Origin of the sequence: Shewanella schlegeliana (assembly GCF_016765635.1) — a bacterium.
Taxonomy (GTDB): Bacteria; Pseudomonadota; Gammaproteobacteria; order Enterobacterales; family Shewanellaceae; genus Shewanella; species Shewanella schlegeliana.
In genome coordinates this window covers 19,149-44,026 of the sequence record NZ_JAESVD010000005.1, presented here as the reverse complement: position 1 = coordinate 44,026, position 24,878 = coordinate 19,149, and the positions used below count along the sequence as shown (strand labels likewise).

The 24,878-nt window shown below is 47.2% G+C and carries 23 protein-coding genes; 7 read left to right on the top strand and 16 right to left on the bottom strand.

All coding sequences use genetic code 11. From position 1 onward, the window contains the following. Positions 1-32 precede the first annotated feature (32 nt). The gene (tilS, locus tag JMA39_RS09720; protein ID WP_202721692.1) at positions 33-1,445 is read left to right on the top strand and encodes a tRNA lysidine(34) synthetase TilS; all 1,413 of its coding nucleotides are present in this window, start codon (positions 33-35) and stop codon (positions 1,443-1,445) included. 45 nt (positions 1,446-1,490) lie between these two features. Here the strand turns inward: tilS and dgcS are convergent, their stop codons facing one another. Next, entirely contained in the window at positions 1,491-2,372 is an 882-nt protein-coding gene (dgcS, locus tag JMA39_RS09715) for a diguanylate cyclase DgcS (protein WP_202721691.1), read from the bottom strand. A 452-nt stretch (positions 2,373-2,824) separates the two neighbouring features. Between dgcS and JMA39_RS09710 the strand changes: the two genes are divergently transcribed. Both JMA39_RS09710 and JMA39_RS09705 read left to right on the top strand, forming a co-directional pair. After that, positions 2,825-4,774, top strand: coding sequence for a monovalent cation:proton antiporter family protein (locus tag JMA39_RS09710; protein ID WP_202721690.1), 1,950 nt, complete (start codon positions 2,825-2,827; stop codon positions 4,772-4,774). A 103-nt stretch (positions 4,775-4,877) separates the two neighbouring features. Next, on the top strand, positions 4,878-5,600 hold the full coding sequence (locus JMA39_RS09705) for an SGNH/GDSL hydrolase family protein (protein WP_202721689.1): 723 nt from the start codon (positions 4,878-4,880) through the stop codon (positions 5,598-5,600). Here the strand turns inward: JMA39_RS09705 and JMA39_RS09700 are convergent. From JMA39_RS09700 to JMA39_RS09690, 3 genes are all read right to left on the bottom strand, one after another. Next, positions 5,593-6,717, bottom strand: a complete 1,125-nt coding sequence (locus JMA39_RS09700; RefSeq protein ID WP_202721688.1) for a patatin-like phospholipase family protein — start codon at positions 6,715-6,717, stop codon at positions 5,593-5,595. The genes JMA39_RS09705 and JMA39_RS09700 overlap by 8 nt on opposite strands. A 200-nt stretch (positions 6,718-6,917) precedes the next feature. After that, the gene (locus JMA39_RS09695; protein WP_202721687.1) at positions 6,918-8,630 is read right to left on the bottom strand and encodes a proline--tRNA ligase; all 1,713 of its coding nucleotides are present in this window, start codon (positions 8,628-8,630) and stop codon (positions 6,918-6,920) included. A gap of 273 nt (positions 8,631-8,903) precedes the next feature. Beyond that, positions 8,904-9,857 (bottom strand): carbon-nitrogen hydrolase family protein, encoded by a 954-nt coding sequence (locus JMA39_RS09690; RefSeq protein WP_202721686.1) that lies wholly within the window; start codon positions 9,855-9,857, stop codon positions 8,904-8,906. A 373-nt stretch (positions 9,858-10,230) separates the two neighbouring features. On the opposite strand from JMA39_RS09690, the gene JMA39_RS09685 reads away from it, so the two are divergent. Together JMA39_RS09685 and JMA39_RS09680 are read left to right on the top strand one after the other, a co-directional pair. Next, positions 10,231-10,533, top strand: a complete 303-nt coding sequence (locus JMA39_RS09685) for a hypothetical protein (protein WP_202721685.1) — start codon at positions 10,231-10,233, stop codon at positions 10,531-10,533. 65 nt (positions 10,534-10,598) lie between these two features. Beyond that, entirely contained in the window at positions 10,599-10,889 is a 291-nt protein-coding gene (locus JMA39_RS09680; protein ID WP_202721684.1) for a hypothetical protein, read from the top strand. Between the two features lie 337 nt (positions 10,890-11,226). On the opposite strand, the gene JMA39_RS09675 is transcribed toward JMA39_RS09680, so the two are convergent. The 6 genes from JMA39_RS09675 to JMA39_RS09650 form a co-directional block, all read right to left on the bottom strand. Next, positions 11,227-12,696, bottom strand: coding sequence for an amino acid permease (locus JMA39_RS09675; protein WP_202721683.1), 1,470 nt, complete (start codon positions 12,694-12,696; stop codon positions 11,227-11,229). 450 nt (positions 12,697-13,146) lie between these two features. Next, positions 13,147-14,382 carry a 3-oxoadipyl-CoA thiolase gene (pcaF, locus tag JMA39_RS09670; protein WP_202721682.1) on the bottom strand — a complete coding sequence of 412 codons (1,236 nt, stop codon included), beginning with the start codon at positions 14,380-14,382 and terminating at the stop codon, positions 13,147-13,149. Positions 14,383-14,391: 9 nt separating this feature from the next. Continuing rightward, complete coding sequence (locus JMA39_RS09665) at positions 14,392-15,786, bottom strand: aspartate aminotransferase family protein (RefSeq protein WP_202721681.1); 1,395 nt, start codon at positions 15,784-15,786, stop codon at positions 14,392-14,394. Between the two features lie 61 nt (positions 15,787-15,847). Continuing rightward, complete coding sequence (locus JMA39_RS09660; RefSeq protein ID WP_269154435.1) at positions 15,848-16,543, bottom strand: 3-oxoacid CoA-transferase subunit B; 696 nt, start codon at positions 16,541-16,543, stop codon at positions 15,848-15,850. Further along, positions 16,540-17,250 carry a 3-oxoacid CoA-transferase subunit A gene (locus JMA39_RS09655; protein WP_202721680.1) on the bottom strand — a complete coding sequence of 237 codons (711 nt, stop codon included), beginning with the start codon at positions 17,248-17,250 and terminating at the stop codon, positions 16,540-16,542. Before JMA39_RS09655 ends, JMA39_RS09660 begins: the two co-directional genes overlap by 4 nt. A gap of 1 nt (position 17,251) precedes the next feature. Next, positions 17,252-18,865, bottom strand: coding sequence for a hypothetical protein (locus tag JMA39_RS09650; protein ID WP_202721679.1), 1,614 nt, complete (start codon positions 18,863-18,865; stop codon positions 17,252-17,254). A gap of 153 nt (positions 18,866-19,018) precedes the next feature. On the opposite strand from JMA39_RS09650, the gene JMA39_RS09645 reads away from it, so the two are divergent. Together JMA39_RS09645 and JMA39_RS09640 are read left to right on the top strand one after the other, a co-directional pair. After that, a complete protein-coding gene (locus JMA39_RS09645) occupies positions 19,019-19,165 on the top strand; it encodes a hypothetical protein (protein WP_220741582.1) in 147 nt (48 codons plus the stop codon). Between the two features lie 227 nt (positions 19,166-19,392). Beyond that, complete coding sequence (locus tag JMA39_RS09640; protein WP_202721678.1) at positions 19,393-20,241, top strand: LysR family transcriptional regulator; 849 nt, start codon at positions 19,393-19,395, stop codon at positions 20,239-20,241. A gap of 201 nt (positions 20,242-20,442) precedes the next feature. On the opposite strand, the gene JMA39_RS09635 is transcribed toward JMA39_RS09640, so the two are convergent. From JMA39_RS09635 to JMA39_RS09610, 6 genes are all read right to left on the bottom strand, one after another. Next, positions 20,443-20,886: a universal stress protein gene (locus tag JMA39_RS09635; RefSeq protein ID WP_202721677.1), complete on the bottom strand. Its 444-nt coding sequence runs from the start codon at positions 20,884-20,886 to the stop codon at positions 20,443-20,445. 64 nt (positions 20,887-20,950) lie between these two features. Next, a complete protein-coding gene (locus JMA39_RS09630) occupies positions 20,951-21,382 on the bottom strand; it encodes a universal stress protein (RefSeq protein ID WP_202721676.1) in 432 nt (143 codons plus the stop codon). Between the two features lie 203 nt (positions 21,383-21,585). Further along, entirely contained in the window at positions 21,586-22,218 is a 633-nt protein-coding gene (locus JMA39_RS09625; protein ID WP_202721675.1) for an acyltransferase, read from the bottom strand. Positions 22,219-22,233: 15 nt separating this feature from the next. Further along, positions 22,234-22,977, bottom strand: a complete 744-nt coding sequence (gene tsaA, locus JMA39_RS09620; protein WP_202721674.1) for a tRNA (N6-threonylcarbamoyladenosine(37)-N6)-methyltransferase TrmO — start codon at positions 22,975-22,977, stop codon at positions 22,234-22,236. 29 nt (positions 22,978-23,006) lie between these two features. Continuing rightward, a complete protein-coding gene (rcsF, locus tag JMA39_RS09615) occupies positions 23,007-23,387 on the bottom strand; it encodes an Rcs stress response system protein RcsF (protein WP_202721673.1) in 381 nt (126 codons plus the stop codon). Positions 23,388-23,511: 124 nt separating this feature from the next. Further along, on the bottom strand, positions 23,512-24,876 hold the full coding sequence (locus JMA39_RS09610; RefSeq protein ID WP_202721672.1) for an amidohydrolase family protein: 1,365 nt from the start codon (positions 24,874-24,876) through the stop codon (positions 23,512-23,514). Between the last annotated feature and the right edge of the window lie 2 nt (positions 24,877-24,878).

Here is a 24,878-nt window from a genome sequence, read left to right as displayed (position 1 = left end):
GATGAACAGCTTTTAAGGTAAACAGTTTTAAAATGAATATCGCCGCCTCGATTTTGCAATGTATTAAGCAACTTCCTCAGCGCTCAGTACAAGTTGAGCCGATAACTGGAGAGCAAACTTGCCTGAAAAAGCGCAAGTTAGTGCTGGCTTATAGTGGTGGCGTTGACTCAGAAATTCTCGCTCATGGACTCTCTCTGTTTGCAAAACAGCATTTAGAATTTGAGTGTTTGCTGGTTCATGTACACCATGGTTTGAGTGGCAATGCAGACAAGTGGGCTGAGCACTGTTTATCTCAGGCTGATGTTTATGGTCTCAGCTGCATCGTTAAGCGAGTAGAGGTTAAGCTTGCGCCGAGAGTGAGTGTTGAAGCTCAGGCGCGCAGTGTGCGTTATGCCGCACTGTTATCAGAGCTTGAGCCGGATGATCTGCTTATGACTGCTCATCATCAGGATGATCAGTTAGAGACGGTTTTGCTGGCACTTAAACGCGGCCTTGGCCCTAAAGGCTTATCGGCCATGGGTAAGGTACAAGGATTTAATCAGCAAAATTGGATTATTCGGCCCTTACTCGATTACAGCAAGGCAGAGATCCAAGCTTACGCAAAACAGCACGATATCTCCCATATTGAAGATGAGAGTAACTTCGACGATAAATACGATAGAAACTTTCTTCGCTTAGAAGTCATACCTGCGCTAAAGCAGCGCTGGAGCGCTATTGCAGCAACAGCTAGCCGTAGCGCCGAGTTATGTGCGTTACAGCAGTCAGTTATCGATGAAGAGATTGCTATTCGGTTACCTGAGCTTCAACAGCAAAAGGGGAGGGGACGGACCCTCTGTCTAGATAAGCTCGCCACCTACTCCAAGGCCTGGCAGTCGTTGTTACTGCGCGGTCATATGGAGTCACAGGGCTTTGCGCCACCATCTAAGGTACAAGGTGAGCAGATATTGGCACAGCTACTAGAGGCCAAAGTCGATGCAAGTGTTGAAATTCGTCTTACAGATGTGGTGATCAGGCGTTTTAAGCGAGAGGGTTACTTTTTATCTCTGGACTCGGTGCAAAACAAAGCTAACAAAGTCTATCCTGTGGTAGATGTGGTTAATATCGACGCGTTATTAAGTGGCGATATTGCGCTACCAACAGGCGGGACGCTATTGACGCAGCGCTGTCAAACCGGGGCTTGTCTGAGATTTCCTACAGCTTCTGAGCAGGTCTCAATTGTGTTCGCACTGCCCGGCAGTACAAGGTGTCAGCCCCATAATCGTAGTAAGGGACGAGAGCTGAAGAAATTGTGGCAAGAGTTAGCGCTGCCGCCTTGGGAGCGAGGTGATGTGCCACTTCTGTGCTATGACGGCAAGCTTGTGGCCGCCGTGGGTTACTGGATTGAGAAATCTTTTTTGGCTCGTGATGGAACCTCTGGCCTTAGTCTAAATTTGCGTCAGAGTTAAGCAAGTGCTCGGCCCATATCTACACGGCTTTAGCAAATTCACATTTTAAGCGGCACAGATCCGATAGCATTGTCTTCCCGCTGCTTTTGCTTCATACAATGCGTTATCAGCCCGTTGATACAGGCTCTGCTCGGTATCTTCTTCCTGCCATTGAGTGACCCCCATGCTGGTACTGACTTGATATCTTTCTAAGTAGTGGTGGTTACTCAGTGCATCGAGGATCCGCTGGCATAAAGTTTGTGCGGCCTTCGCATCGGCTTGTACTAGCAAAGTAAACTCATCCCCACCAATTCTAAATGCTTGGTCTGAATCCCTTATGGTAGCGTTGAGCATATCGGAAAACTCAATTAAGGCATTGTCACCTAACTGATGACCATAGTCGTCATTAAGTTGTTTGAAGTTATCTAGGTCTAAAGCCACCAAAGAGAAGCTGCCATTGCTACGCTTAGCGCGCGCAATCTCTTTCTTAAGTGATTGCAGGTAATAATGACGGTTACCGAGTTTGGTTAGCGCATCATACATCGCCTGCTGTGACATCTCTTGATATTGAATAGCGTTAATTAGTGGCTGCAGTACCAACTCTTTAAGCTGATTTAGCATCAAGGTTTGCGACGGCACTAAGGCGGCTTTTAAGTTATAGTTAATGGTGATTGGTTGCTGCGTAAAAGTCAGTTTCTGCTCAAAGGCATAGCCGTATTGCTGGCCCCAATGAAACTGATATTGTTTATAACTCAGGCGAATACCGTAGAGCGGCAAATGTTGTCCCATTATCTGGCCGAAGCAGGCAAACACAGTCCTAGGATCTAAGTGTTGATGCAGCTGCTGGATAATATTGACCAGATCTATTTCCAACGGCATCGACATTCCTATCTCTGTAGTCTGGCGGTATTGAATAGGGCTGGACTCCGTTGCTAGGCCAAATTCCATTGGTGTTTACTCCCGGTATTTTTTATTACAGCGTCAATATGACTTACCTTACTAGGTAAGCAAAAATCGTGCCTTTAGTTTGTTGTGCAGTATCTTTGTAGCGAAGTCGCGTCGGCCTTATAGACTAATTGACTGTTTCAACTTCTACAGTCCATCTATAGCCCCCCCTAGCCCCTAGGGGACTCATCATTGAATATTGCAACTTTATATCTATTTATTAGTTGTTTACCTATGTATTAGGCTTGGTTTTATCCCATAGAACAGCTTCACTTTTATTATCTTTGATGTTTGCTGTATTAAGCTTGAACAGGATTAGAGTTAGAAGAGGAAGCACTGTGATAGGAATAATCATTTGTCTTTATTTGTCATTCAGTTAATCTCTAGTTAAGCGAATGGAAACAGGCCGTCGATATTTTGACAAGTATCGATAAGCTAAGGAGTAGACCGCAGGTATGGAACACAGCTTTCTCATTCAAATATTGCTGATGTTGGTCATTGCTATTGTGTCAATTGCCATATTGAGGCGCGCCGGGTTGCCAGCGATTCTGGCTTACCTAGTGACAGGGGTGATAAGCGGTCCTAGCGGTTTTCATTGGTTTACTCAGCATCAGATGCAGTCTGTTGCCGAACTCGGCGTAGTGTTATTGATGTTTAGTTTAGGGCTTGAGTTTTCATTGCCTAGGCTATGGGCTATGCGGCGTACCGTATTTGGTTTAGGTAGCGCTCAAGTGGTTGTGACCACAGTTTTGAGTATGGGCATTGCCCTCGTCTGTAACCTTAGCGTGACTGAATCTGTTATTGTCGGTGCTGCAATCGCACTGTCTTCTACCGCAATTGTACTAAAACTGCTTAATGAGCAGGGCTGGCTCAGACGTCGCCATGGTGAGCTGTCTGTCAGTGTGCTGTTATTTCAAGATATTGCCGTTGTTCCTTTATTGATCTTAATGCCTATTCTTGCCAGCGATGGCGAAACCTTAATGTGGAGTGATGTGGTTTTCGGCCTGCTCAAAGGGGGACTCGCCTTTATCGCATTGATGGCGTTTGGTAAGTGGGCTCTGCCAAAGCTGTTCGATGAGGTGGCCCGCTCGCGCTCTAATGAGTTGTTTGTATTGTCTACCTTAGTAGTCGCCTTAGTGACTGGCGCGATCACTCAGTGGTTAGGCTTATCGATGGCATTGGGCGCCTTTATGGCGGGGATGCTGCTGGGGGAGAGTCAATATAGACGTCAGCTTGAGGCGGATATCCGTCCATTTCGCGACTTGCTAATGGGCTTGTTTTTCATCTCAATTGGTATGCTGCTCGACTTTCAGTTAGTTGCCATGTATTGGTGGCAGATAATCCTCATTCTGATTGCCGTAATCCTAGGTAAGTCGCTGGTGATTTTTTCATTGCTGAAGTTTGCAAAAGAGTCATTTCGCACATCGGTGGCTACCGCCCTGAGTTTGGCACAGGTGGGGGAATTTAGTTTTGTGGTATTGGCGCTAGCGGTGAACTATCAACTGCTGGATGCCAAGATAAGCACCATCTTGGTGATGGTCGCGGTGTTATCTATGGCGTTCGCGCCTTGGCTAGTCCGTCATAGCGTGGATATTGCTAGAATGCTACAAGGACTCAAGCCTAAAGCTGAAACTAGTGAGCCACTCAAGGTGCAGATAGACAGCAAAGGTGATCTGGTGCTGATCCTAGGCTATGGCCGTGTCGGTCAAACCATCGCACGATTTATGAAAACAGAGGCTATCCCCTATCTGGTATTAGATCTAGATCCTAAAAGAGTCTCCGAGGCGAGAACGGCAGGTGAGCCAGTTTATTTTGGCGATGTCTGTAAGCGAAGTATTCTTAAGCAGGCAAAAGTCCGGGATGCCAAACTTATTGTGCTGACTTTTAGTAGCGAGCGGATCCTCGAGGAGGTCTTGACCCTGTGTAGACAACTCGCTCCCGAAGCTAAAATTCTGGTCCGCACCCGTGATGATTCAGGAATGGAAGCACTTGAGCAGGCGGGTGCCAGTCAGGTTATTCCAGAAACCCTCGAAGGCAGCCTTATGTTGGTGTCGCAGGTCTTGTATCAGTGTGGCGTTCCTTTGGCCCGCATTTTAAAGCGCCTCGAATCAGAGCGGCGTAACCACTATCAATATTTACATGGTTTTTTCTCTGGGGCCGAAACTGACTTTACCTTGGAACTACTACATGCGGTTGCCTTACCCAAGGGCGCAAATGCTGTGGGGCTGACCTTGTCGCAGATCCCTTGGGAAAAATTACGGGTCGAATTAAGGGCGGTCAGGCGCGCTGGTGCGGAGGTGGAAAACCCCGAACTCGATTGGCAGATCAAATCTGGGGATATACTTATCTTATTGGGTAAACCAAGACGAATAGAGAAGGCTGAGACGTTTCTGCTACAAGGTTAATGTGGCAGCACTCTATTGGCGTGGTAGGGCGGTTTAAAGCAATAGTTTCGAGCTATAGTTTAAGCTTATGGATTGTCACCGCTAACCCAATAGGAGTGAATGAGTGCATTACCTTATTTTTATTCTGATAGCGCCATTGCTGTTTCTACAGGGCAAAAGAGTCAAACGTAACACACCTAAATTGCCTGAAGCGGCAGGTCCAAGAGCTGGGCGCGTTGGTGAAGGCTGCGACATATCACTATTGGTTTTTGGTGACTCGGCTGCGGCGGGAGTTGGTGTTGAAAGTCAGCAACAAGCCTTGATCGGAGTGGTGAGTCAGGCACTTGCCAATGAATACCGAGTTGAGTGGCGGCTTTTGGCTAACTCAGGTTATAACACGGCTCAGGCGATGAGAATGCTGCGAACGGAGTTGGGCACACAATCAAACCTTCGTTTCGATGCTGTGATAGTGTCGCTTGGAGTTAATGATGTATTGAGCCCACTATCGGCAAAGCGATGGATAGAACAGCAAAAGATACTTGTTGAGCTATTAAGCGTTGAACTCGATTGTCAGACGGTCGTGCTGACTAGAGTGCCACCTATGGGGGATTTTCCTGTACTTCCGCAACCTCTGCGCTGGTTTTTGGGGCGTCGCAGCCAGGAGTTTAATCGGCATTTGGAGCAATTTTCGATTCAGGAGCCAAGGTTTACTCTGCTGGACTTTGGTCACCAGCTAGATGCCGAGGCGATGGCGATAGATGGATTTCATCCCGGGGAACTCATCTATCGAGATTGGGGGCTGAGCGCCGCTAAAGCTATTTTGTTAAATAAGTCCAAGGTTAATTGATATTGAAAAAATGCTTTATTTCATCAATCTGACACATGGCATCTTCATAGCCTAGCTCGATTAAGGCGCTGCAATAACCCTGCTCAAACAGTAAGTAAGATATGATACTTGAATCTGAATGTTCGTTGATCCCTAATGCTTTCATCATGGTTTTAATGGCGAACGGCATATCTTGAAAGTAGCGCGATGCCATTGCGCTGAGATCTTCGCTGGGCTTAATTACTAAGGTTTCGATATTTTTTAGCGCTAATTTCTGCTTACTTTCCTCAGGGATCAAAGAGAGGGTATTATTGATCCGCTCAAGTCTCTCTAGATCGCTATTGAGCGTATCAGAGAAGATGGTGTCTAGCAGATGACCGGCTATAGTGGCGGTCTTTGGGTGATGATCAAGTTCTTTTGGCTGAATTTTGTGGGGACTCTCAAGGTTAATGACCATGATCTTCTCGGCTCCTAAATGAATAGGACTGCTCAAGGGGGCCAGTTGGTGCACCGAGCCATCACCATAGTACTCCTGATTTAATCGAATAGAGGGAAATACCATAGGAATAGCGGAACTTGCCAGTAGATGATCGGTATTTAACCGTGTGCGTATACCGTGTCGTCTGTCTCTTTGCCAGTTTTCGAGGTGAGCATTGGCCTGAAAAAAGGTGACAGAGCGCGAGTTGTTATAACAAGAGGTATCGAGACTGATAGCTTCGAGAGCGCCGCTAGTAATATTACGGTCGATACGCTCGAAACTGATTAAATCGCTGAGTAATTTTCTTAAGGGATCACTGTTAAATAGACTGCCAGCACTGCTAGAGGCACCATCGCTCTGCAGGCCTTTTAAGGCCATTTTGCTTAAGTGACTTAGCACGCCAGGAATCGATGCGCGATAGACTTTACGGGCATGTATATTGCGCCATACCCACTCGAGTTTACGCACTCCTAAGTGAAAGCAAGACGCATGAGTCGCAATTGAGGTGGCGTTAATTGCGCCTGCAGAAGTGCCACAGACGATTCTAAAGGGAATACCATGGTTACGTGGATAAAACTGTACTATCGCCTTGAGTACCCCTATCTGGTATGCGGCTCTCGCGCCACCACCACCCAGTACTAACGCCGTTTTATTTGGCAATTCGACGCTCCTTATCGTTTGAAAATTAAAACTAATTCAAAACCAACTGCTTAAATTTAGAATATGTGAGTCCGCAAGGATGTTCAAGTTACAAGTTTAAACTTACTCAAAAGTATTGTGCTTCGCTCTGTCACAGCCCCATTTATTACAGGCAAAAAAAAGCCGATGAAGTCATCGGCTTTTATTCATTTAGCTAGCGATTAGGCTTGTTGCGCTTTTAAGAACTCAACGATTTCGTCTAGTGGGATATCTTTCTTCTCACCAGTGCGACGGTTTTTGTATTCGAACATACCGTTATCGATGTTACGATCACCAATAACCACTACGTGTGGAATACCGATAAGCTCCATATCGGCAAACATCACGCCTGGACGCTCTTTACGGTCATCGAACATGACTTCGATACCCGCATCGTTTAGGTCTTGATATAGCTTCTCGGCGATATCTTTAACGCGGTGTGACTTGTGCATGTTCATTGGCAAAATACCAACGGTGAACGGTGCAATCGCATCTGGCCAGATGATACCGCGGTCATCGTTGTTCTGCTCAATTGCAGCAGCAACCATACGGCTAACACCCACACCGTAGCAACCCATTAATAGCGTCTGTGACTTACCGTTTTGGTCAAGTACGTTAGCATTCATCGCTTCAGAGTAGTTGGTACCTAGCTGGAAGATGTGACCCACTTCGATACCGCGAAGTAGTGCGATAGTACCTTGACCACATGGGCTAGGCTCACCTTCGATGATGTTACGTAGATCGAATGCTGCAGCTTCTGGAAGATCGCGCTCCCAGTTGATGCCGAAGTAGTGCTTACCGTCTTGGTTTGCACCCGCGCCAAAGTCGCTCATGATGCTAACGCTATGGTCAACAAATACTGGCATATTTAGGCCAACAGGACCGATAGAACCTGCGCCTGCACCAACTGCATCACGGATCTCTGCGTCAGTTGCAAATTCAAATGGCGCTAATACCGCATCTAATTTCTCAGCTTTTACTTCGTTTAGCTCGTGGTCGCCACGGATAACGATAGCCACTAATGGTGTTTCTTCAGTTGCACCTTTAACGATTAGTGTCTTAACCGTTTTCTCAATAGCAATACCATGCTGCTCAACAAGCTCTGCAATGGTCTTAGCATTTGGCGTGTCGACAAGGGTCATTTCGCTGGTTGCAGCTTGACGTGTCTCGGTAGGCATTGGCGCTTCACATTTTTCAATGTTGGCTGCGTAATCACTTTCCGTTGAGTAAGCGATTAAGTCTTCACCGCTGTTAGCTAATACGTGGAACTCGTGTGACATGCTGCCACCGATAGAGCCTGTATCTGCCATTACTGGGCGGAACGCTAGGCCAAGACGAGTTAAGATGTTGCTATAAGCTTGGAACATCGCCTCATAGGTCTCATCCATAGTTTCTTGCTCTAAATGGAAAGAGTAAGCATCTTTCATCAAGAATTCACGTGAGCGCATTACACCAAAACGTGGACGAACTTCGTCACGGAACTTGGTTTGAATTTGGTATAGGTTAAGTGGCAACTGCTTGTAAGAGTTGATCTCTTTACGCACGATGTCGGTGATCACTTCTTCGTGAGTTGGGCCAAGTACGAAGTCACGGTTGTGACGGTCTTGGAAACGAAGTAGCTCAGGACCAAACTTGTCAAAACGACCCGTTTCAACCCAAAGATCCGCAGGTTGAACCATAGGCATAAGGATCTCAACGCCGCCCGCTTTGTTCATCTCTTCACGAACAATGGCTTCGATTTTACGCAGTACACGTAAACCTGTTGGCAACCAGCTGTATAAGCCTGATGCGTTACGACGGATCATACCCGCACGTAACATTAACTGATGACTAACGACCTCTGCATTGGCAGGAGTTTCTTTTTGAGTTGATAGCAGGTACTTGCTTACGCGCATTACCGGTGTCCAAATTTGAGTTGAATGGGCGCTATTTTATCACTTGTTGGGGTTCTGTCACCTATGGATTTCGCGATTCGGTGGAATTTATTGGCTTTGAGTAGCCTGATGGGGCGCAGAACCAGAATTATTATGCCTAAGCGAGTGCTATGTTGCTTAGGCGTTACTGAATGCTCTTCGTCAGGCTTATTGCCTGTCATACCAATAGCCAAAGTGATGAATGGCCTGTTTGCCATAATAAGGTCGCGCTCGCCACTGATGAGCGGACCTTAATTATTCTTCTTCAGGCTTGCTGTTAAAGTGGGTTGGTGACTGCCGAGACCTGTCGACTTCCAATCTAAAAACATCAGGTCTGGAATAGTGTCCAGCCACATCCAGAGCACGCTTTGAGCTGGCAGCTTTTTCAACATCAATATCTAAGATGATATTGCCTTTCTGCTTAGAGAGTGGACCGGCAACAATTTCTCCGCTTGGGGATACAATGAACGAGTCTCCTGGATTAATCCATTCCTCATCAGCAGGGTAAAGGGTATCGATATTAGGAAAGTCTGCAGGTAAATCTTTTCTTTCCAGTGCAACACCGCAACATAGCACCCAGCATTTTCCCTCTCTAGCAATATGCTGCATGGTTCCAATCCAAGCTTCACCACTATCATAGGTTGGTGCGATATATATTTCTATTCCTTGAGAATACAAGGCATACCGTGCCAAAGGCATATAATTTTCCCAACAGATCAGGCTGCCAATTTTTCCTACGGGAGTGTCAATTACGTTGAGGCCATAGCCATCCCCGAACCCCCAAACCATGCGTTCAGGGTTTGTTGGCATGAGCTTTCGGTGATGATTAGCAATTTTACCTGTGTTATCGATGGTGATGGCGCTGTTGTAGATCGTAGACTGGCTGTTGAGATGGTCTCGTTCGTTAACCCCACAAACCACGGTGACGTTTTCCTCTTTAGCAACATCGAGGAGCGGTTTGAGGTCGCTGGATGCGAGATCGACCGAGTTATGTAATAAGCGAACATGTAATGCTTCGCAAAGGCTCCAGTCATTGCCGGGTCTTAGACGCCATATCCAGGCTGGGTATCCAGGAATAAAAGCCTCAGGGAAAACGATAAGCTCAGCTCCCTGCGCAGAAACGGCGCGAATAATTTCTACAGCTTTGTTAATCGTGCCTTCTTTATCAAGAACTTTAGGGGCCTGTTGAATAATTGCGACTTTTTTCATGTTCATCACCCTCTCTATCTACCCTATGTTTGTCGCTCACTTTATCTGGTTACTTTACGGTTTAGCTTAGTTGCAGCTAGTTGAAGTCTGCACTCAAACTGCATTATCAAGTTTAGCTGTTAATGACCAATGTATGGTTTTAGTTGAGGGGGACGTGAGGATGGTAAGCGTCCATAGTCTGTTGCTTAATCGCTGGCATAGGCTGTAAATAGGTGAGAAAGAGGTCTTTTACATTGCTAAATTATTGGGGCGTAAGGTCCGCTGCTTATTTGTAAATAGTTTGCTTTAGCGACTCTGTGGTAAGTTAAGAGGGAGTGGGGGGCTTAGTCTAGACCCATAGCCGTGATTTTTTGCAAGACTCAAGGATGAATAAGTGAAATTTGAGCAGATCCAATTACTTCTAGAAAGCGTAGAGAAACATGGTCGAGGCGGACGTGGCGTAATATCACTCTCTCTTGAAACGGGTATACCGCAATTTGGGATCCGTCGCTTTGTGGGTAAACATGATGACTGTGTAATGTACGTTAATGGCAAGGTGGTACTCAATCGATTTGGAGTACACAAAGGATCTGTGAGTGACATGCTTGCGCATTTTCGTGAACAAAATAGAAAACGTACTAACTGCTTCTGGTATTTCTTGTGTATTTTTATCGTATTCAACCTACTTTTATTCTAATTTTTTCCTAGGTGTTTGTCTGTCACCAAAAAGAGTGTTTTAGCGCGTTTTGAGATAATAAAAAGATGGCATTGATATTTTTACCCCTACTTTTGGTGTTGTTTAAATACCGAGATTTTGAACGTTTAGAGTGGCTTTTTACTGGGTTGTTTTTGGCCTATGGCGTGGCACTCATGGGGGCCGAGGTGCCGCCAAGTTCTAGGCTAGGGGGGCTTTACTTAGCCGTACCTTCTATCTCGTATTTCTTCTATTTATTCCCGGAGATACAAACTCAGTATTCAATCTCAGTGATTCGAGTATTGAGTATGTTGGGAGTGTGCACGGCGTTCATCGCGCTGATTGTTTTCTTTAACTAACTCTAACTCATCGCTTTTTATTTTAGCTGAAGCAGGCCTTGGTTGAACCATTGCTTTAAGGGTTTTGTCAAAGATAAAGCGTGTTTAACGTGTTATTTATGCTTACCGCTTTTAAGCTGTTATGTGGCCGTTAAAACAAAGGAAAGTGAGATGAATAAGGTTAACTTACTGCATTAATAGTTTTAGCTAGATATAGGAGCAAAAAAGCCACTAATAAGTTTAGTGGCTTTTTAAGGATACAGTGGTATTGAGTTTAAGTGAGAAGAGTGAACTCACTTCACTCTTCTTAATTTCGATTAGCTATTTACTATTTACTAACTTAGCTATTTATTAGCCATTAGCTCGAAGTGTCCTTGTCATCCAGCATTTTTACACCTGGTGGCAAGGGATTACTTTTACGCATTACGTGGTAGATCCAAAACGGCAGAATAAGCGTAATAACAAAGCTCACAACCAGAATGGTCATATACTCAGTTGCTGCATCTCCACCGCCAACTTGTGCTGGTGGAATAAATGAAATAGCCAGTGCAACAACGGATATGACTAACCCACTGACGGCGACAAACAGTTTAACGCCTTTACCTCCGGGAATTTCAAATGCGCGAGGCAGGTTGGAATAGCTTAGCACGACCTTAATATAGGCGAGGAAGAAGATAATATAGCCGACAACGTATATCACGACTGTCAACGAGATGGCTGTAAAGAAGGAGACGTTGGCGCCACCACCGCCAAAGGTAAGTACTGCAGCCCATATTGACACTATCGCGCCTTGCAGTAGCAAAAAGTTAACTGGCACACCTTCAGTGTTTGTAGCAGATAGCTTAGCGGGGAGTAGCCCCTTTCTACCCGCCTCTAACATACCCCATGATGGGCCAACCACCCAGGCTGAAACCTCAGCAACCACACCGAGCGCAATTAACACCGCAATCACTCGAATAGCCCAGTCCATATCATGGGTGAAGTAGTTAAATAGCCCTTCGAAGCCCTGTACCACACCAATCGATAACCCAAGTTCTTTCTCCGGTACGACAGCACCAATGGCGACGCCACCAATAGTATTGAGCACAATGGCCAATATCACCAACATAATGATAGCTATAGGATAATCTCTTTTTACATTTTTCATTTCATTGGCGTGAGTCGCAGATGCTTCAATACCTGCATAGGCAAGGATAAATGACACAAACACAACTAAGGTATTCAGTTTGGTAAAATCGGGTAATAAGGCTTCAGTGGTAATCGGCATATCACTGACACCACCTGTCACAAAAAATGCAATTGAAAGACTAAATAGAATGCAGGCTGGGATGAGAATACCGAGTAGGAAACCGACTTTGGAGATCATAGCTGTGTACTTGGTTCCACCTAGTTGAGATAAGGTCAGACCCCAAAAAATAATCATGACCCCGATAAATTTCACCGTACTATTATCATTGAGTGCAGACCACTGAAATACATAAGATAACGCTCCAAGAATGAAATAAATCATGGTGACAAAGCCAACGGTGATTTGGAACCACTGGAAAAAGATATTGGCAAATCCCCAGCGTTCACCTAATGCATGCCCTGACCAGGTGAATACTCCGCCCTTATCCCAGCCTTCAACCGTTGCCATTTCGGCTGCGCATAGGGCTACGGGTAAAAACCAGAAAATGCCGGCAACAACTAAATAAAAAACCAGTGATATGCCAGAGGAAGCAAATGTTGGGTATTCGTATACCGTCATAACCATGGTAGCGGTTAGGGCAAAGAATCCAAATAGGCTCATATGCCTAGCAGTGTTTGATGGCGTATTTTGATGTTTCATTACAGAACCCATTGTTTAGTAAGTGTTCAATTTTAAATAAAATATCAGTGCTGATAATTAAATTTCGAGTATTGGTTATCGGTGGATACACAATTTTCGGCGATCGCCGTTAACGGGCGAGCCTGTATGCAGTGCCTTAGTTAGAGATTTTTAATCGGCCAAGGACTTAACATTACTATTGAAGATAGAACAAATAGTGGAAGATAACCGTTAAAAATTGATTTTTTTCAAGGAAGCTGGTGATAAGCTTAAAATAACTTACGTAATAGGTAACATCTTTAGTGCCTATTTGCTGTTATTCCAATGACCGCACGATTACCAGTAGTCATGCTGTACCTTTGATCTCATTTTTTACATATTTACTGAAATACAACCCAGTATTTCGATGAAGCCACCTTTCGATAAGGTAGCTTCATTTTAATGCTTTAACTCATTCTTACTGCCAATCTCTCAGTCAACTCTTTCTATGATCATGGCAATGCCTTGGCCGACTCCGACACACATGGTGCACAGGGCGTAGCGTCCTTGGGTGCGTTCAAGCTGATTAACGGCAGTGGTCGCAAGCCTTGCACCACTCATACCCAGTGGATGACCGAGTGCGATGGCGCCGCCTTGTGGGTTGATTCTGGGGTCGTCATCTTTCAAGCCTAGCTCTCGGGTACAGGTGAGTGCCTGCGCCGCAAAAGCTTCATTGAACTCTAAAATATCCATATCATCTAAAGACAGATTTAATCGCTTTAGCAACTTGTTGGTGGCAGGCACAGGCCCGAGTCCCATTATGCGAGGAGGCACACCAGCAACGGCCATTCCCAAGATCTTAGCCCTAGGTTTCAGCTTGTGTTGCGCTACACCTTCAGCCGAGGCTAACAGTAGCGCCGCCGCGCCATCGTTGATGCCAGAGGCATTGCCGGCGGTGATGGTTCCTTTGTCAAATAGTGGTTTTAAGCTACTGAGTTTTTCTAAGCTGCTTAAACGTGGGTGCTCATCCTTGCTGAAAACCGTCGGCTCGCCGCGGCGCACAGGGATTGTGACGGGCACGATTTCATTATCGAAAAGACCCGCTTCCTGAGCGCTAGCCGCTTTTTGCTGACTCCATAGGGCAAAGCGGTCCTGTGCCTCTCGGGAGATAGCAAAGTCTTGGGCTAAGTTTTCTGCGGTTTGCGGCATAGCCTCGGTGCCATATTGCCTGTCAAACTCGGGGTTAATAAAGCGCCAGCCCATGGTGGTGTCGTAAAATTCGGTTGAGCGTGCAAAGGGGCTTGTCGCCTTTGGCATCACAAATGGCGCGCGAGACATGCTCTCGACGCCTCCTGCAATCATCAAGTCGGCCTCGCCAGTTTTGATTGCGCGAGCGGCATCCCCTAGAGCGTTAAGCCCAGAGCCACAAAGACGGTTTACGGTGCAGCCAGGTACTTCAACGGGAAGTCCTGCAAGCAAGCCTGCCATACGCGCAATGTTGCGGTTATCTTCGCCTGATTGGTTGGCACACCCAAGCAGCAGGTCATCACATTGTTGCCAATCAACATCAGGATTTCGCTCCATCAGTGCTTTTATTGGCAGGGCGGCAAGATCATCGCTGCGCACTGATGATAGCCCACCACCATAGCGTCCGATTGGGGTTCTTATCGTATCGCAGATATAGACATCTCTTCCGCTATAGGCATTTTTTAAGCAATCTGAGCTCATTATCGTTTCCTATTCTGTTAGTGTCGCTGAAGATTTAAGGGCATCTAACTGTGGCTTTAACTTGTTAAGGCCTGCAACTAAGACTTCGGCAAAATGGGTTAACTCTTTATCTGTCATCACCGTCGACAGGGTGCCGGAGCAGGTGTTAATCATCATAAAGCCGTTATCAAATAGATGATCTACTAGCGCGGTCATCAGCTTCGCCTCTTGAGGGGATGCAAAGGCATCGCGGTAGTTTGTGGGCGGCGTAGCCTTCATATGGATGCGGAACATAGAGCCTGCGCCTGTAACACAGACAGGCACATCGGCCTGGGTTATCGCATCTGTGATTATGGCTCTGAGCTTATCACCTTGTGCGTTGAGTTTAGCGACTGCCTCTGTGTCAAATAGCCTCATGGCACTAAGACCTGCCACCATAGTGACGGGGTTAGCCGAGAAGGTACCTGAGTGAGGAAACAACACCTTATCATTTAAGGGATTCATCACATCCATCACCTCGCTTTTACCTGCAAGGGCACCAACAGGAAAGCCGCCACCGATCATCTTGCCCATGGCGGTGAGATCTGGCGTGACGGGGTAGTTATCTTGGGCGCCACCATAACCGTTACGGAAGGTGATCACCTCATCAAACACCAGTAGAGCGCCGTTGTTTTCACTCCACTCTCTAAGTGCAACCACAAACTCGGTCGATGCAGGAATAAGCCCTACTCTATGAGGTAGCAGGTCTACCAATACGCAGGCAAGTTCCTGTTTGTGTTTATCTAAGATAGCGATGGCGCGGGGGGCATCATTAAAGGGGATCACCACCACATCATCGAGCGCCGCTTGCGGAGTACCAAAGGCAACAGGCACACTGTTGGGGGATGAGACTTCTCCCCACGTTGCCGGTGATGCGGTTTGGCTAACCTCTGCATAGTCATACAGCCCATGATAGGCACCTTCGACCTTGGCTATCTTGGCTCGTCCTGTATAGGCACGCGATGCTTTTAGGCAGCTCATCACCGCCTCGGTGCCTGAGTTGACGAAACGAATTTTGTCAAAGCCTGAGTTGCGACTGCACAGATGCTCGGCGTAGTCTACCTCGGCTTCGGTTGCCAAGGTGAACGCGCTGCCTTTTTGTAGCTGTTCGCTCACTTGGGTTACTATCTCTGGGTGGGCATGACCATGGATCAATGCCGCCATATTGTTAGCAAAATCGACCCGCTGAGTGCCCTCTATATCGGTTACGAAGCATCCTGCAGCCGACTCGGCGTAAAGTGGATTTGGCTTGCGCAGCACCGTGTTTCGGCTACAACCTCCGGGCATAAGTTTGAGGGCCTTTTGGTAGAGCTTGGCACTGCGGTCAGTCCCTGTCTCAGTGGGATTGCTGTTTTCATCATGTTTTTGTTTAAAAGCTGACATCATCTTAATTCCATTTCAGCACTTGTAGACTCTTTCATACTTAAACGGTTAGCTAAGTAAGCGCTTAAGGGCGAATAAGCTCACAGGCGGTGCGCTGTTGCACATAGTCAAAATCGACACCCGGTGCCAGCTCAACAATCTCAAAGCCCCGTTCAGTCACTTTAATTACGGCAAGGTCGGTATAGATGCGGCTAACAACGCCTTGCCCCGTCAGAGGATAGCTACAGTTTTCTAAAAGCTTGGCATCACCCTGTTTAGTGGTGTGCTGAGTGATCACAAAGATGGTCTTCACACCCGCAACCAGATCCATCGCTCCACCTACGGCAGGAATGGCATCGGCCGCTCCCGTTGACCAGTTGGCAAGATCGCCTTTTTGCGAGACCTGCATTGCGCCTAATACACAGATATCGATATGTTTACCGCGGATCATGGCAAAGCTGTCAGCGTGATGAAAATATGCCGCGCCAGCGATTGCCGACACTGGCTTCTTGCCTGCATTGATCAGCTCAAAGTCAATGTCATCTTCATCTGGTGTCGGCCCCATGCCCAGTAGACCGTTTTCGGTGTGATAGATCACCTCTCGGCCTTTTGGGACATAGCGGGCGACTTTCTCGGGAATGCCTATGCCTAAATTGACATAAGCGCCATCGGGAATATCCTGTGCCGCTTTTTGCGCCATCTGCTCGCGGCTCCAGCCGAATGTTTGTTTTTGCTCATGCTGGCTATCGGTTGGTTTGCTATTAGTTACTGGGCTGCTCATGGGTAGCTTACTCCTGCGGCAACAAGCTTTGACTCTTGGGCTGGCTGCTTCACTGTGACGATGCGATCGACAAAAATGCCCGGTGTCACCACGATTTCGGGATCGATAGCGCCGGCCTCTACATATTCCTGAGACTGAACTATGGTGCAGTTGGCGGCCATCGCCATAATGGGGGCAAAGTTTCGTGCGGTCTTGTTGTAGCGCAGATTGCCGAGGCGGTCCGCTTGTAGCGATTTGATCAGGGCAAAGTCGGCCTTAAGTCCTAGCTCCTGCACATACTCTCGGCCATCGAATATTTCATGCTTTTTGCCATCGGCTAGCGGCGTTCCTACCGAGGTGGCAGTGTAAAACGCAGGAATGCCTGCGCCGCCCGCGCGAATGCGCTCGGCCAAGGTGCCTTGAGGCACCAGTTCAAGCACAATCTTGCCTGCGCGGTACAGATCGGGAAATACCGTTGAATTGGCGGTGCGTGGGAAGGAGCAGATCATCTTACCCACCTGACCATTTTCAATCAGCGCCGCTAAGCCAACATGACCGCTACCTGTGTTGTTATTGATTACGGTCAGGTTTTTAGCGCCATGATCGATTAGAGCGTGGATAAGCTCAATCGGGCTGCCTGACTCGCCAAAGCCGCCAATCATCACGGTGGCGCCATCGAAGATATCGGCGACCGCCTGGGCTGGCGTTGCCATCAGTTTGTTTATCATCTTATGCTCCAACCAGTCTTTGCTGTAGTGCATCGGCAAGCTGAGTTTCAATCTCTTTAAGTTCATCTTCGAAGAAGAACTTGTCAGTGTCATAAGGGGTTAGACAATCGATCTTGTTTTCTTTCTCATCATATTTAGCCAAGATAACCCGGTCCATCCACTCCATGTTTCTTGCCTCAGTAAACTGCAGTGCAAAGCACTTTTCACCATTGACGATGGAGGTGCCTAAGATAGCGAGCTTACCTGCTGAAATCGTCATTGAGATATGACGTGATGGACGGTTAATGGAGGCCAATGAGCGATAAATTCGATTAAAAATCTTACTCATATCAGCCAGAGGTGCAGTGTAGTAGTGATGCTCGCCTGTTGGACGGGCACAGTACATAGAGTGGAAACCGATACAGAGCATGCCAAGAATATTGGATAGATCGATCCAGCTTTGTGATGAGCGTTCAACATCGACGCCCCCCTTATCATCCATAAATAGGCTGATATGGTTCATCATCGGGCTTTGGCTGCGAATATTCACCCCATGGTTTTGTAAGCGGCGGATCGCCGCCAGTGTGCTTGGGTTCAGCAGCTCTCTTGGCGTCGAGAAGTGGGCCATCCACGCTAGCTGAACGCCGTTATCACGCATGGTATCGAATAGCTCAAGCATCGGCTCGTATCTCTCCGTTAGCACGATTTCCGGTTGGAATGTCAATGCACGGGTCGCTAGACGTACGTTTTTCACATGCAGTAGGCTTGGGTCTTCAATCAATGGCATCACATACTGCTTTAAGCGACTCATCGGCATGTAACCGCCATCGCCGCCAGTGATCAGGATATCGGTCACTTCTTTATGGCGTCTTAAGTACTCATGCAGCTGGGCGATATCCTTTTGAATAAACATATCTTCATCGCCACGAACCTGTGCATGGCGGAAACAGTAGGTACAAAATGAGAAGCAGTTTTGGGTGGTCTTATCGAATACTAACTGGCATTGAGGGTATTTGTGCTGACTGCCATCGAGAAATTCGAGTACGCCTTCATCGTTAACAAACCAAGGCTTATTGAGCTGCTGATTACCGTCATGGGGGTTGGTTTTCTCCATATACTCGATGGCGACTTGAGTACGTGCCTTGGGATCGCTGGCATCGATATAGGCTTGGGTCGTCTCAGCATTGATCATTCCGGGCTGTGGGAAAACCAGCTGAAATACCGAGTCTGTCGGGTAATCGTCCCAGTTGATGCTGTTTAGTGAGTGGCGGGTGGCGAGAAAGCGATAGACCTCAACGAAAAACTCACGTTCATCGATATGACCGATGTCGATGCCATTCTTGTTAAGGATGGCGCACACCTCACGAAAGCCAGATAGACCCGAGTAGTGATCCTTATCGGTAAACAGAAATTCACGGCTTTCGAGTAAACCTGAGTGCTGTGGATAGGATGCATGTAGGCGGCTCAGTAGGCCCGTTGGCAGTAGATTCTCGTTATCAATAATCTTAGTGGTTTCATCGCTATAACCGTAACGCGCCATGGTGCGATTACGGGAATCACGGTTTACGACCAGATGCTTTGTAGGGGCTGAAGATGAAGTTACCAAGATCTGCTGGGCAGGGGATTGAGTGCTCATTATTATTGTCCTATCTATTTAAAAGGGTCGATATCGGTCAAAATTTAGCTCATTGTGTTAACCATATAGTTTTTGTGGGTATGGCAAAAATACTATCTTTTTATGTGGGGTATAGGGAAAAGCTATAGCTGTTTGTTGAGGTCATAGGTAAGAGTGCGTAGACTGAAAAAGCAGGAAAAGCAGGAAAAGCAGGAAAAGCAGGAAAAGCAGGAAAAGCAGGAAAAGCAGGAAAAGCAGGAAAAGCAGGAAAAGCAGGAAAAGCAGGAAAAGATGGGAAAAGCAGAAAAGCTGAGACGGTAAGGCTAAGGCGTAAAGTAAAATAGATTAGTGGTGATTGTTGTAGGTCGGGCTTTAGCCCGTCTAGCTTTTGCTTTTCTTAGCAGGGCGCAGCCCGTCCTCGCAGCGAAGCGCCCTAGGAGCTAGCTCCTTCTTTAAAAGCAAAGACGATGAAAGCCGAAACGGAAAAGAAGGTACAGGCGAGGCGGTAGAAGCAGGAAAAGTTTAGCCACGATTGAATAGGAGGTTTAATGAAACTCAGATCACTGAAGTATTTTAGGTCAGTCTATGAGCTGGGCAGTATCACTGCTGCGTCAAAGGCTTGTTTTGTGTCTCAGCCCTCAATCACAGCTGCGATTTCACAGTTGGAACAGCTACTCGAGATTGAGTTATTTATCCGTCATGCTGGTGGCGTCAGTCCGACCTCGGCCGCCGATAAACTTTACCCCCTAGCGCGTTCGATGAGCGACAATGAACAAACGATTTTACATCTGTTTAGCGATGCGCCGACGTCTACTCCCTTGAAGCTTGGCCTGATGCGCTCCTTAGGCGCCGAGCGCATGAGCTCCTTGCTTAATGACCTATCGAAGCGGATTGATAATTTAGAGCTGACTCTGGTCGATCCTGATGAAGCCTGTGATGCCAGAGTGGTGCTTTCTCAATCGGTTAATAGCTGCGAGGCATTTTTACCAATCTGGCAAGACAGGTACCAACTAGCGATACCAAAGAGTTGGTCGCTGGCTACCAAGCCGCTTATCACGCTTAGCGATCTCGATGGCATCGCTTTTATTAATCGTACCCCCTGTGACGCGCTAGAGAAGTTAAAACAGGCAATGGCAGCCAAAGGTGTACAGTTTCAGAATCGAGCCAATATCAGAACTATCGAATATGCTTGGCCACTGGTGAGCGCTGGAGTTGGTGTGGCATTGCTACCTGACTGGGAGGAGATAAAGCAGAGTGATGGTTTAGTATTGCGCCCTATAGAGGGGATAGAGTTGATAAAGAGGATTGGCTTAGCTTATACCAGTGGCTGGCTCAGCGAGCCACTTATCACGGCGATTATTTCAGTATGCAGAGCATCACAATCTAGGAGAGGCTAAGCGCAGATAACTTCTGTCGGCGCTCAACCTTAGCCTCAATCATAGCTTAACCTTAATTGAGCTTACTCCTAATTAGGACCAATACTGAACGGCTACCTAGGCTGAGAATTATGGTGGCAGCAATCGATACCCACTAAGAGAGCAGCCTATAGCCTGATATTATGACGGTGTTAGTCACGCTTGGAGCATCACTTATTGGCTTTACTTAACCACTAGCACAGGACACTTGGCTTGATTGGCGACAGACTCGGCGATGTTGGCAGTTAGCATATGGGACAATCCTGTAAGACCTTGGCTTGCTATTACAATCATCCCCACATTCTGCTCATCGGCTTCTTCTAAAATTTGATCCAATATGCCACCACTTCGTACCTTGGTATGCACCATTAAGCCCTTGGGCATCTGTTCTCGCACCTCGGCAACAATTGCCTTCATCTTATCGTTGGCAATGGTTTCAAAGTCATGAAGGAGGCCCGTAGGGTTGTCTAATATGATGCCATAATCGGGCCCGACATAAGGCAGTGTGACCACGTTTAATAACCTGATATTGACACCATATAAGCTTGCCATCTCCACGGCATAGCCTAAGGCATGAGTCGATGTCTCTGAAAAATCGATTGGACACAAGATATCGCGAGTACGCATAACCCCTCCATATAAATAAAAACCAGCAAGTTGTTTATGCTTGCGGTTAACTCTTACCTAGTAGCTACTTTACTACCAAGACTGGGCAGGTCGCCTTATTGGCAACTTGCTCTGCTATGTTAGCGTGGAGAAAGTGATCGAGTCCGGTTCGCCCATGGCTTGCCATCACTATCATGCCAGCATTCATACTTTTGGCGGTCGCTAAGATCTGTTCTGCAGCATGTCCGTGGCGAATAACCCCTTCAATCTCAACTTCCTGTTCGAGAGTGGCGATGAGTTGCTGCATCTTCTCTGCGGCGGGCTTCTCCATTCTGGCGGCCAGTTCTTCTGGGGTCATCGATAGCACTCGAGTGTTTCTATCACCAAAAGGCTTATCGACCACATGTAATAGACGCACGCCCACTTTATAGAAATGGGCCATTTCGAAGGCGTAACTCATGGCATGTGATGCCGTTTCTGAAAAATCTGTTGGGCAGAGGATCTGGCGAGTTCTCATAACGCTTCCCTATTTAGCTAGTAGCCACCCCTTAAATATAGGCGGTTAAATATCCCAGCTCAAATTTGCTGACTAAACAGAGGCTAAACATCTTGAATCAGTGGGGAATAATCTTTACAGCTATGGTATTGACTGGGCTTTGAGTGGAAAATGACCGCTAAAGAAGCGGTCATTTTCAGATATAACAAGGGCGGCTGAAGTTATTAGAGCTTATCTCGTCTGTCACCTATGACCCGCGCAGGATTTCCGGCCACAATCGCATAATCGGCGACATCTTTAGTGACCACGGCTCCCATCCCGACCACGGCGTGATTGCCAATGGTAACACCATCGACGATCCCCGCTTGAGCACCAATCCATACATCTTCACCTATCACTATGCCCTTGGAGTTAGAGGCTTGCTGATAGATAGGTGTATCGGGGGCCATACCGTGATTGAAAGCATAGATGGTGACGTTATTGGCGATGCGGGTCTGGTTGCCGATACTAATCCCGTGGCGGCCGCCATCGAGAGAGCAGCCGTGATTAATCGCCACCTCATTACCTAATGTAATAGGGCCGTGTAAGAAGCTGTCGGCAGCTATCATGCACTGAGCACCTATGGTGATATCACGTCCCGGCTCGGCAAATAGGTTTGCCTCTGGCGCCACGAAGCAGTTATCGCCGATAACGACGGTTTCGACCGCGCAAAAATGGGCTTGCACCTGCTCCTGCCAAGGTCTGGCCCATAATAGGTGTTTCTCTTTTAAGGAGAAATAGAGCCATGGCATATAAGACAGACGCTTTTTATGCTGGGTTTGGTAGTCAGGTTTATCTTGTGCTGGTGGAAGTGTCATCTGCTCTATCTAGCCTTACTTATCGGGTTGTTCAGTCTTGCCCACCTGCGAGGCTCTAAGTTCGGTCACTTCGATTCCAGCCTCGGTGATCACCCATAAAATATCTAAGTCATAGAGGGCGACTTGATACAACTTAGGATCGGTTTTAGCCTTCTTATAAGCTGGGCGAGGGTCTTGGGCTAGCACCCCTTCAATCAGTTCAGCAAGGCGTGGATAATCCGGGTTTTGCTGATAGCTTTCTAACTGTTGCTGAGCCTTTTCTGAAAAGGAGACATCGACCAATACTGGTGCTTCTTGCGCGATGCCGCCTTTGGCGTCAGTAATCGCATCAGAGAAGGGGATATAGGGCTTAATATCGATAATCGGCGTGCCATCGAGGAGATCCATACCGGAGATCTCGAGACTGACCTTACCCTTGTGGGTATGTACCCCGTGCAGTTTAACCACTGACTGGCCAATTCCGTTAGGTCTGAAGGTGGAGCGAGTGGCAAATACACCTAGCTTCTCATTACCGCCGAGCCTTGGGGGGCGCACCGTGGTCTTCCAGCCTGCGGCGAGATTCTCATGGAAGCAAAATAGCAGCCATAGGTGTGAGTATTGCTCTAAGCCTCGAACGGCATCGATTTGGTTAAAGGGTGGAGCTAACTCGACAAAGCCGCGGGCGGCGCTCACCAGTCCAGGTTGTCTGGGAATACCAAACTTCTGTTTATAGGGAGTGCGGCAATAGGCCACGGCTTGAATTTGGCTATTAAAAGACATTAAGGCTACTTATAAAAAATGGGTGATTGCTATTCGCGACTGGTGGTGACAATCGCTTGTCCGACACAAAGGGCACGAGTGACGCAGTTTTGGCTGGCTTCTTCAATCAATAAACAGTTCTTGATCACTAAGCCATTGGCTTGCTTATCGGCTGCTGCGCGGCGAGCAAGCGTGCGCGCTTCGCTGATAGAGGCGGGTGCGTCATTTTCTGATACTTGACAAGTTTCGCCTTCGACGAGTCCCTTAACTTCAAAAGGCCCTACCGGCTGAAGTGTGCCTTCATAGACAGTGACATCCGATGCCTTAAAGTAGTCATTGATGGCATCGCTATCGAGATTACTGTTAAAGGTGTACTCACCCGCACAGCCACCGAGCATAAGAACAAAAATTGAAGGTAATAGGTATTTCATGATCGCTGGCCTGTTTTTTATTGAGGTGAATGAGCCGTTATGGTGATTAAAACCGTAATAAAAAAGTGCTCATTATGAGCACTTTTTACTGTTAAACTTTAATTCGCGCTATAAGTTTGAAATTTTAGCGCTTTAGATACTTTTGATAAAGCTGTTGATGGCGATTATTGAGATCAATTTTACGACCATCGATATAGATTGATTCAATTCCTGCCTGCATCGGGTCTAAAATGTCTCCCGTTGCCAAAATTATATTGGCTTTAAATCCCGGTGCTATCGCCCCCATATCATTAATATCTAGCATTTTAGCGGCATCCAGCGTGATGCTTTTTAGCGCTTCCTCTTTGGTTAAGCCATAAGCGACCGTTTGCCCTGCGGCAAATGGCAGGTTGCGACTATTCCAATCCGATGAGAAGGCGAGTGCAAAAGGCACCTGAGCTTGCTTGAGTAGAGCTGGGATCTTAAATGCTAAATCAATCGGCTCATCGTTACGTTTTGGCAATGTCAGGGTTTGGTTGTAAATCACCTTCGCGTTAATTTCTGTCAGGGCACCAGCCACGCGCCATGCATCATAACCGCCCACTATTACCAGCTTAAAACCAAAGTGTTTACTTAAGGCTATCGCTTCCTCAATCTGCTTTTGCGACTGGGCATGAATAAAGAGCTGCGCATTGCCATCATAGAGCGGCGCTAAGGCCTGCCAGCGAAGGTCAACCTTGGTAACCTTGCCAGCCTTGGCGGCAAGCCGGTAGCGTTGACCATCGATAAAGGCTTGATAGACTTTATCGATTCTGAGCTTTAAGTCTTGCTGCTGCTCTTTACGTTTATCGGCATCCGTCGATAGCCATCGAATATGAGGCCAGTATAGGTGGAACTGTTTGTTGGACTCGACTAAGGCGTCTTCAACGGTCCAGCTATCCATCGACAAAAGCGCCGATTGTCCGGATAAACCATCACCTTGAGGCACGACTTGGGCGTGGGTAATACCATTGACTCTGACGGTGGGAATGATCTCCGAGTCTGGGTTAAATGCTGCCGTTGCCTCTAGCTGAGGATTGATATAGCCCACCTCATAGGCATCGTTACTTGGGCGCATCATTTCTACTTCAACCAGTCCCATAGTGGTATCGAGCGCAATTAACCCCGGATATAGATGCTTATTTCTTGCATCAACTACCTCGGCATTGGCGATTAACGCAGAGTGATCATTTAACGAAGAGTCATTAGGTTTAGCTTCATCCGCTTGGCTCTGTGGCGTTTCTTGTGAGGAGGGGCTGGACAAAGACTGGCCGACAGCGACAATCTTGCCGTCGGCGACAAGCACATCACTGTCTGCGAGCACGCCATCAGTCACCGTGTGCACCGTGGCATTAGTAAATAAGATGGCTTGATTTTGCGCCTTAGCAGGCAGCATATCATGGGCGTTTGCCATTAGGCTTAAGGGGAGGCCAATTAGCACGATAGCTTGTTTTAAAGTGTGATTAAACATGA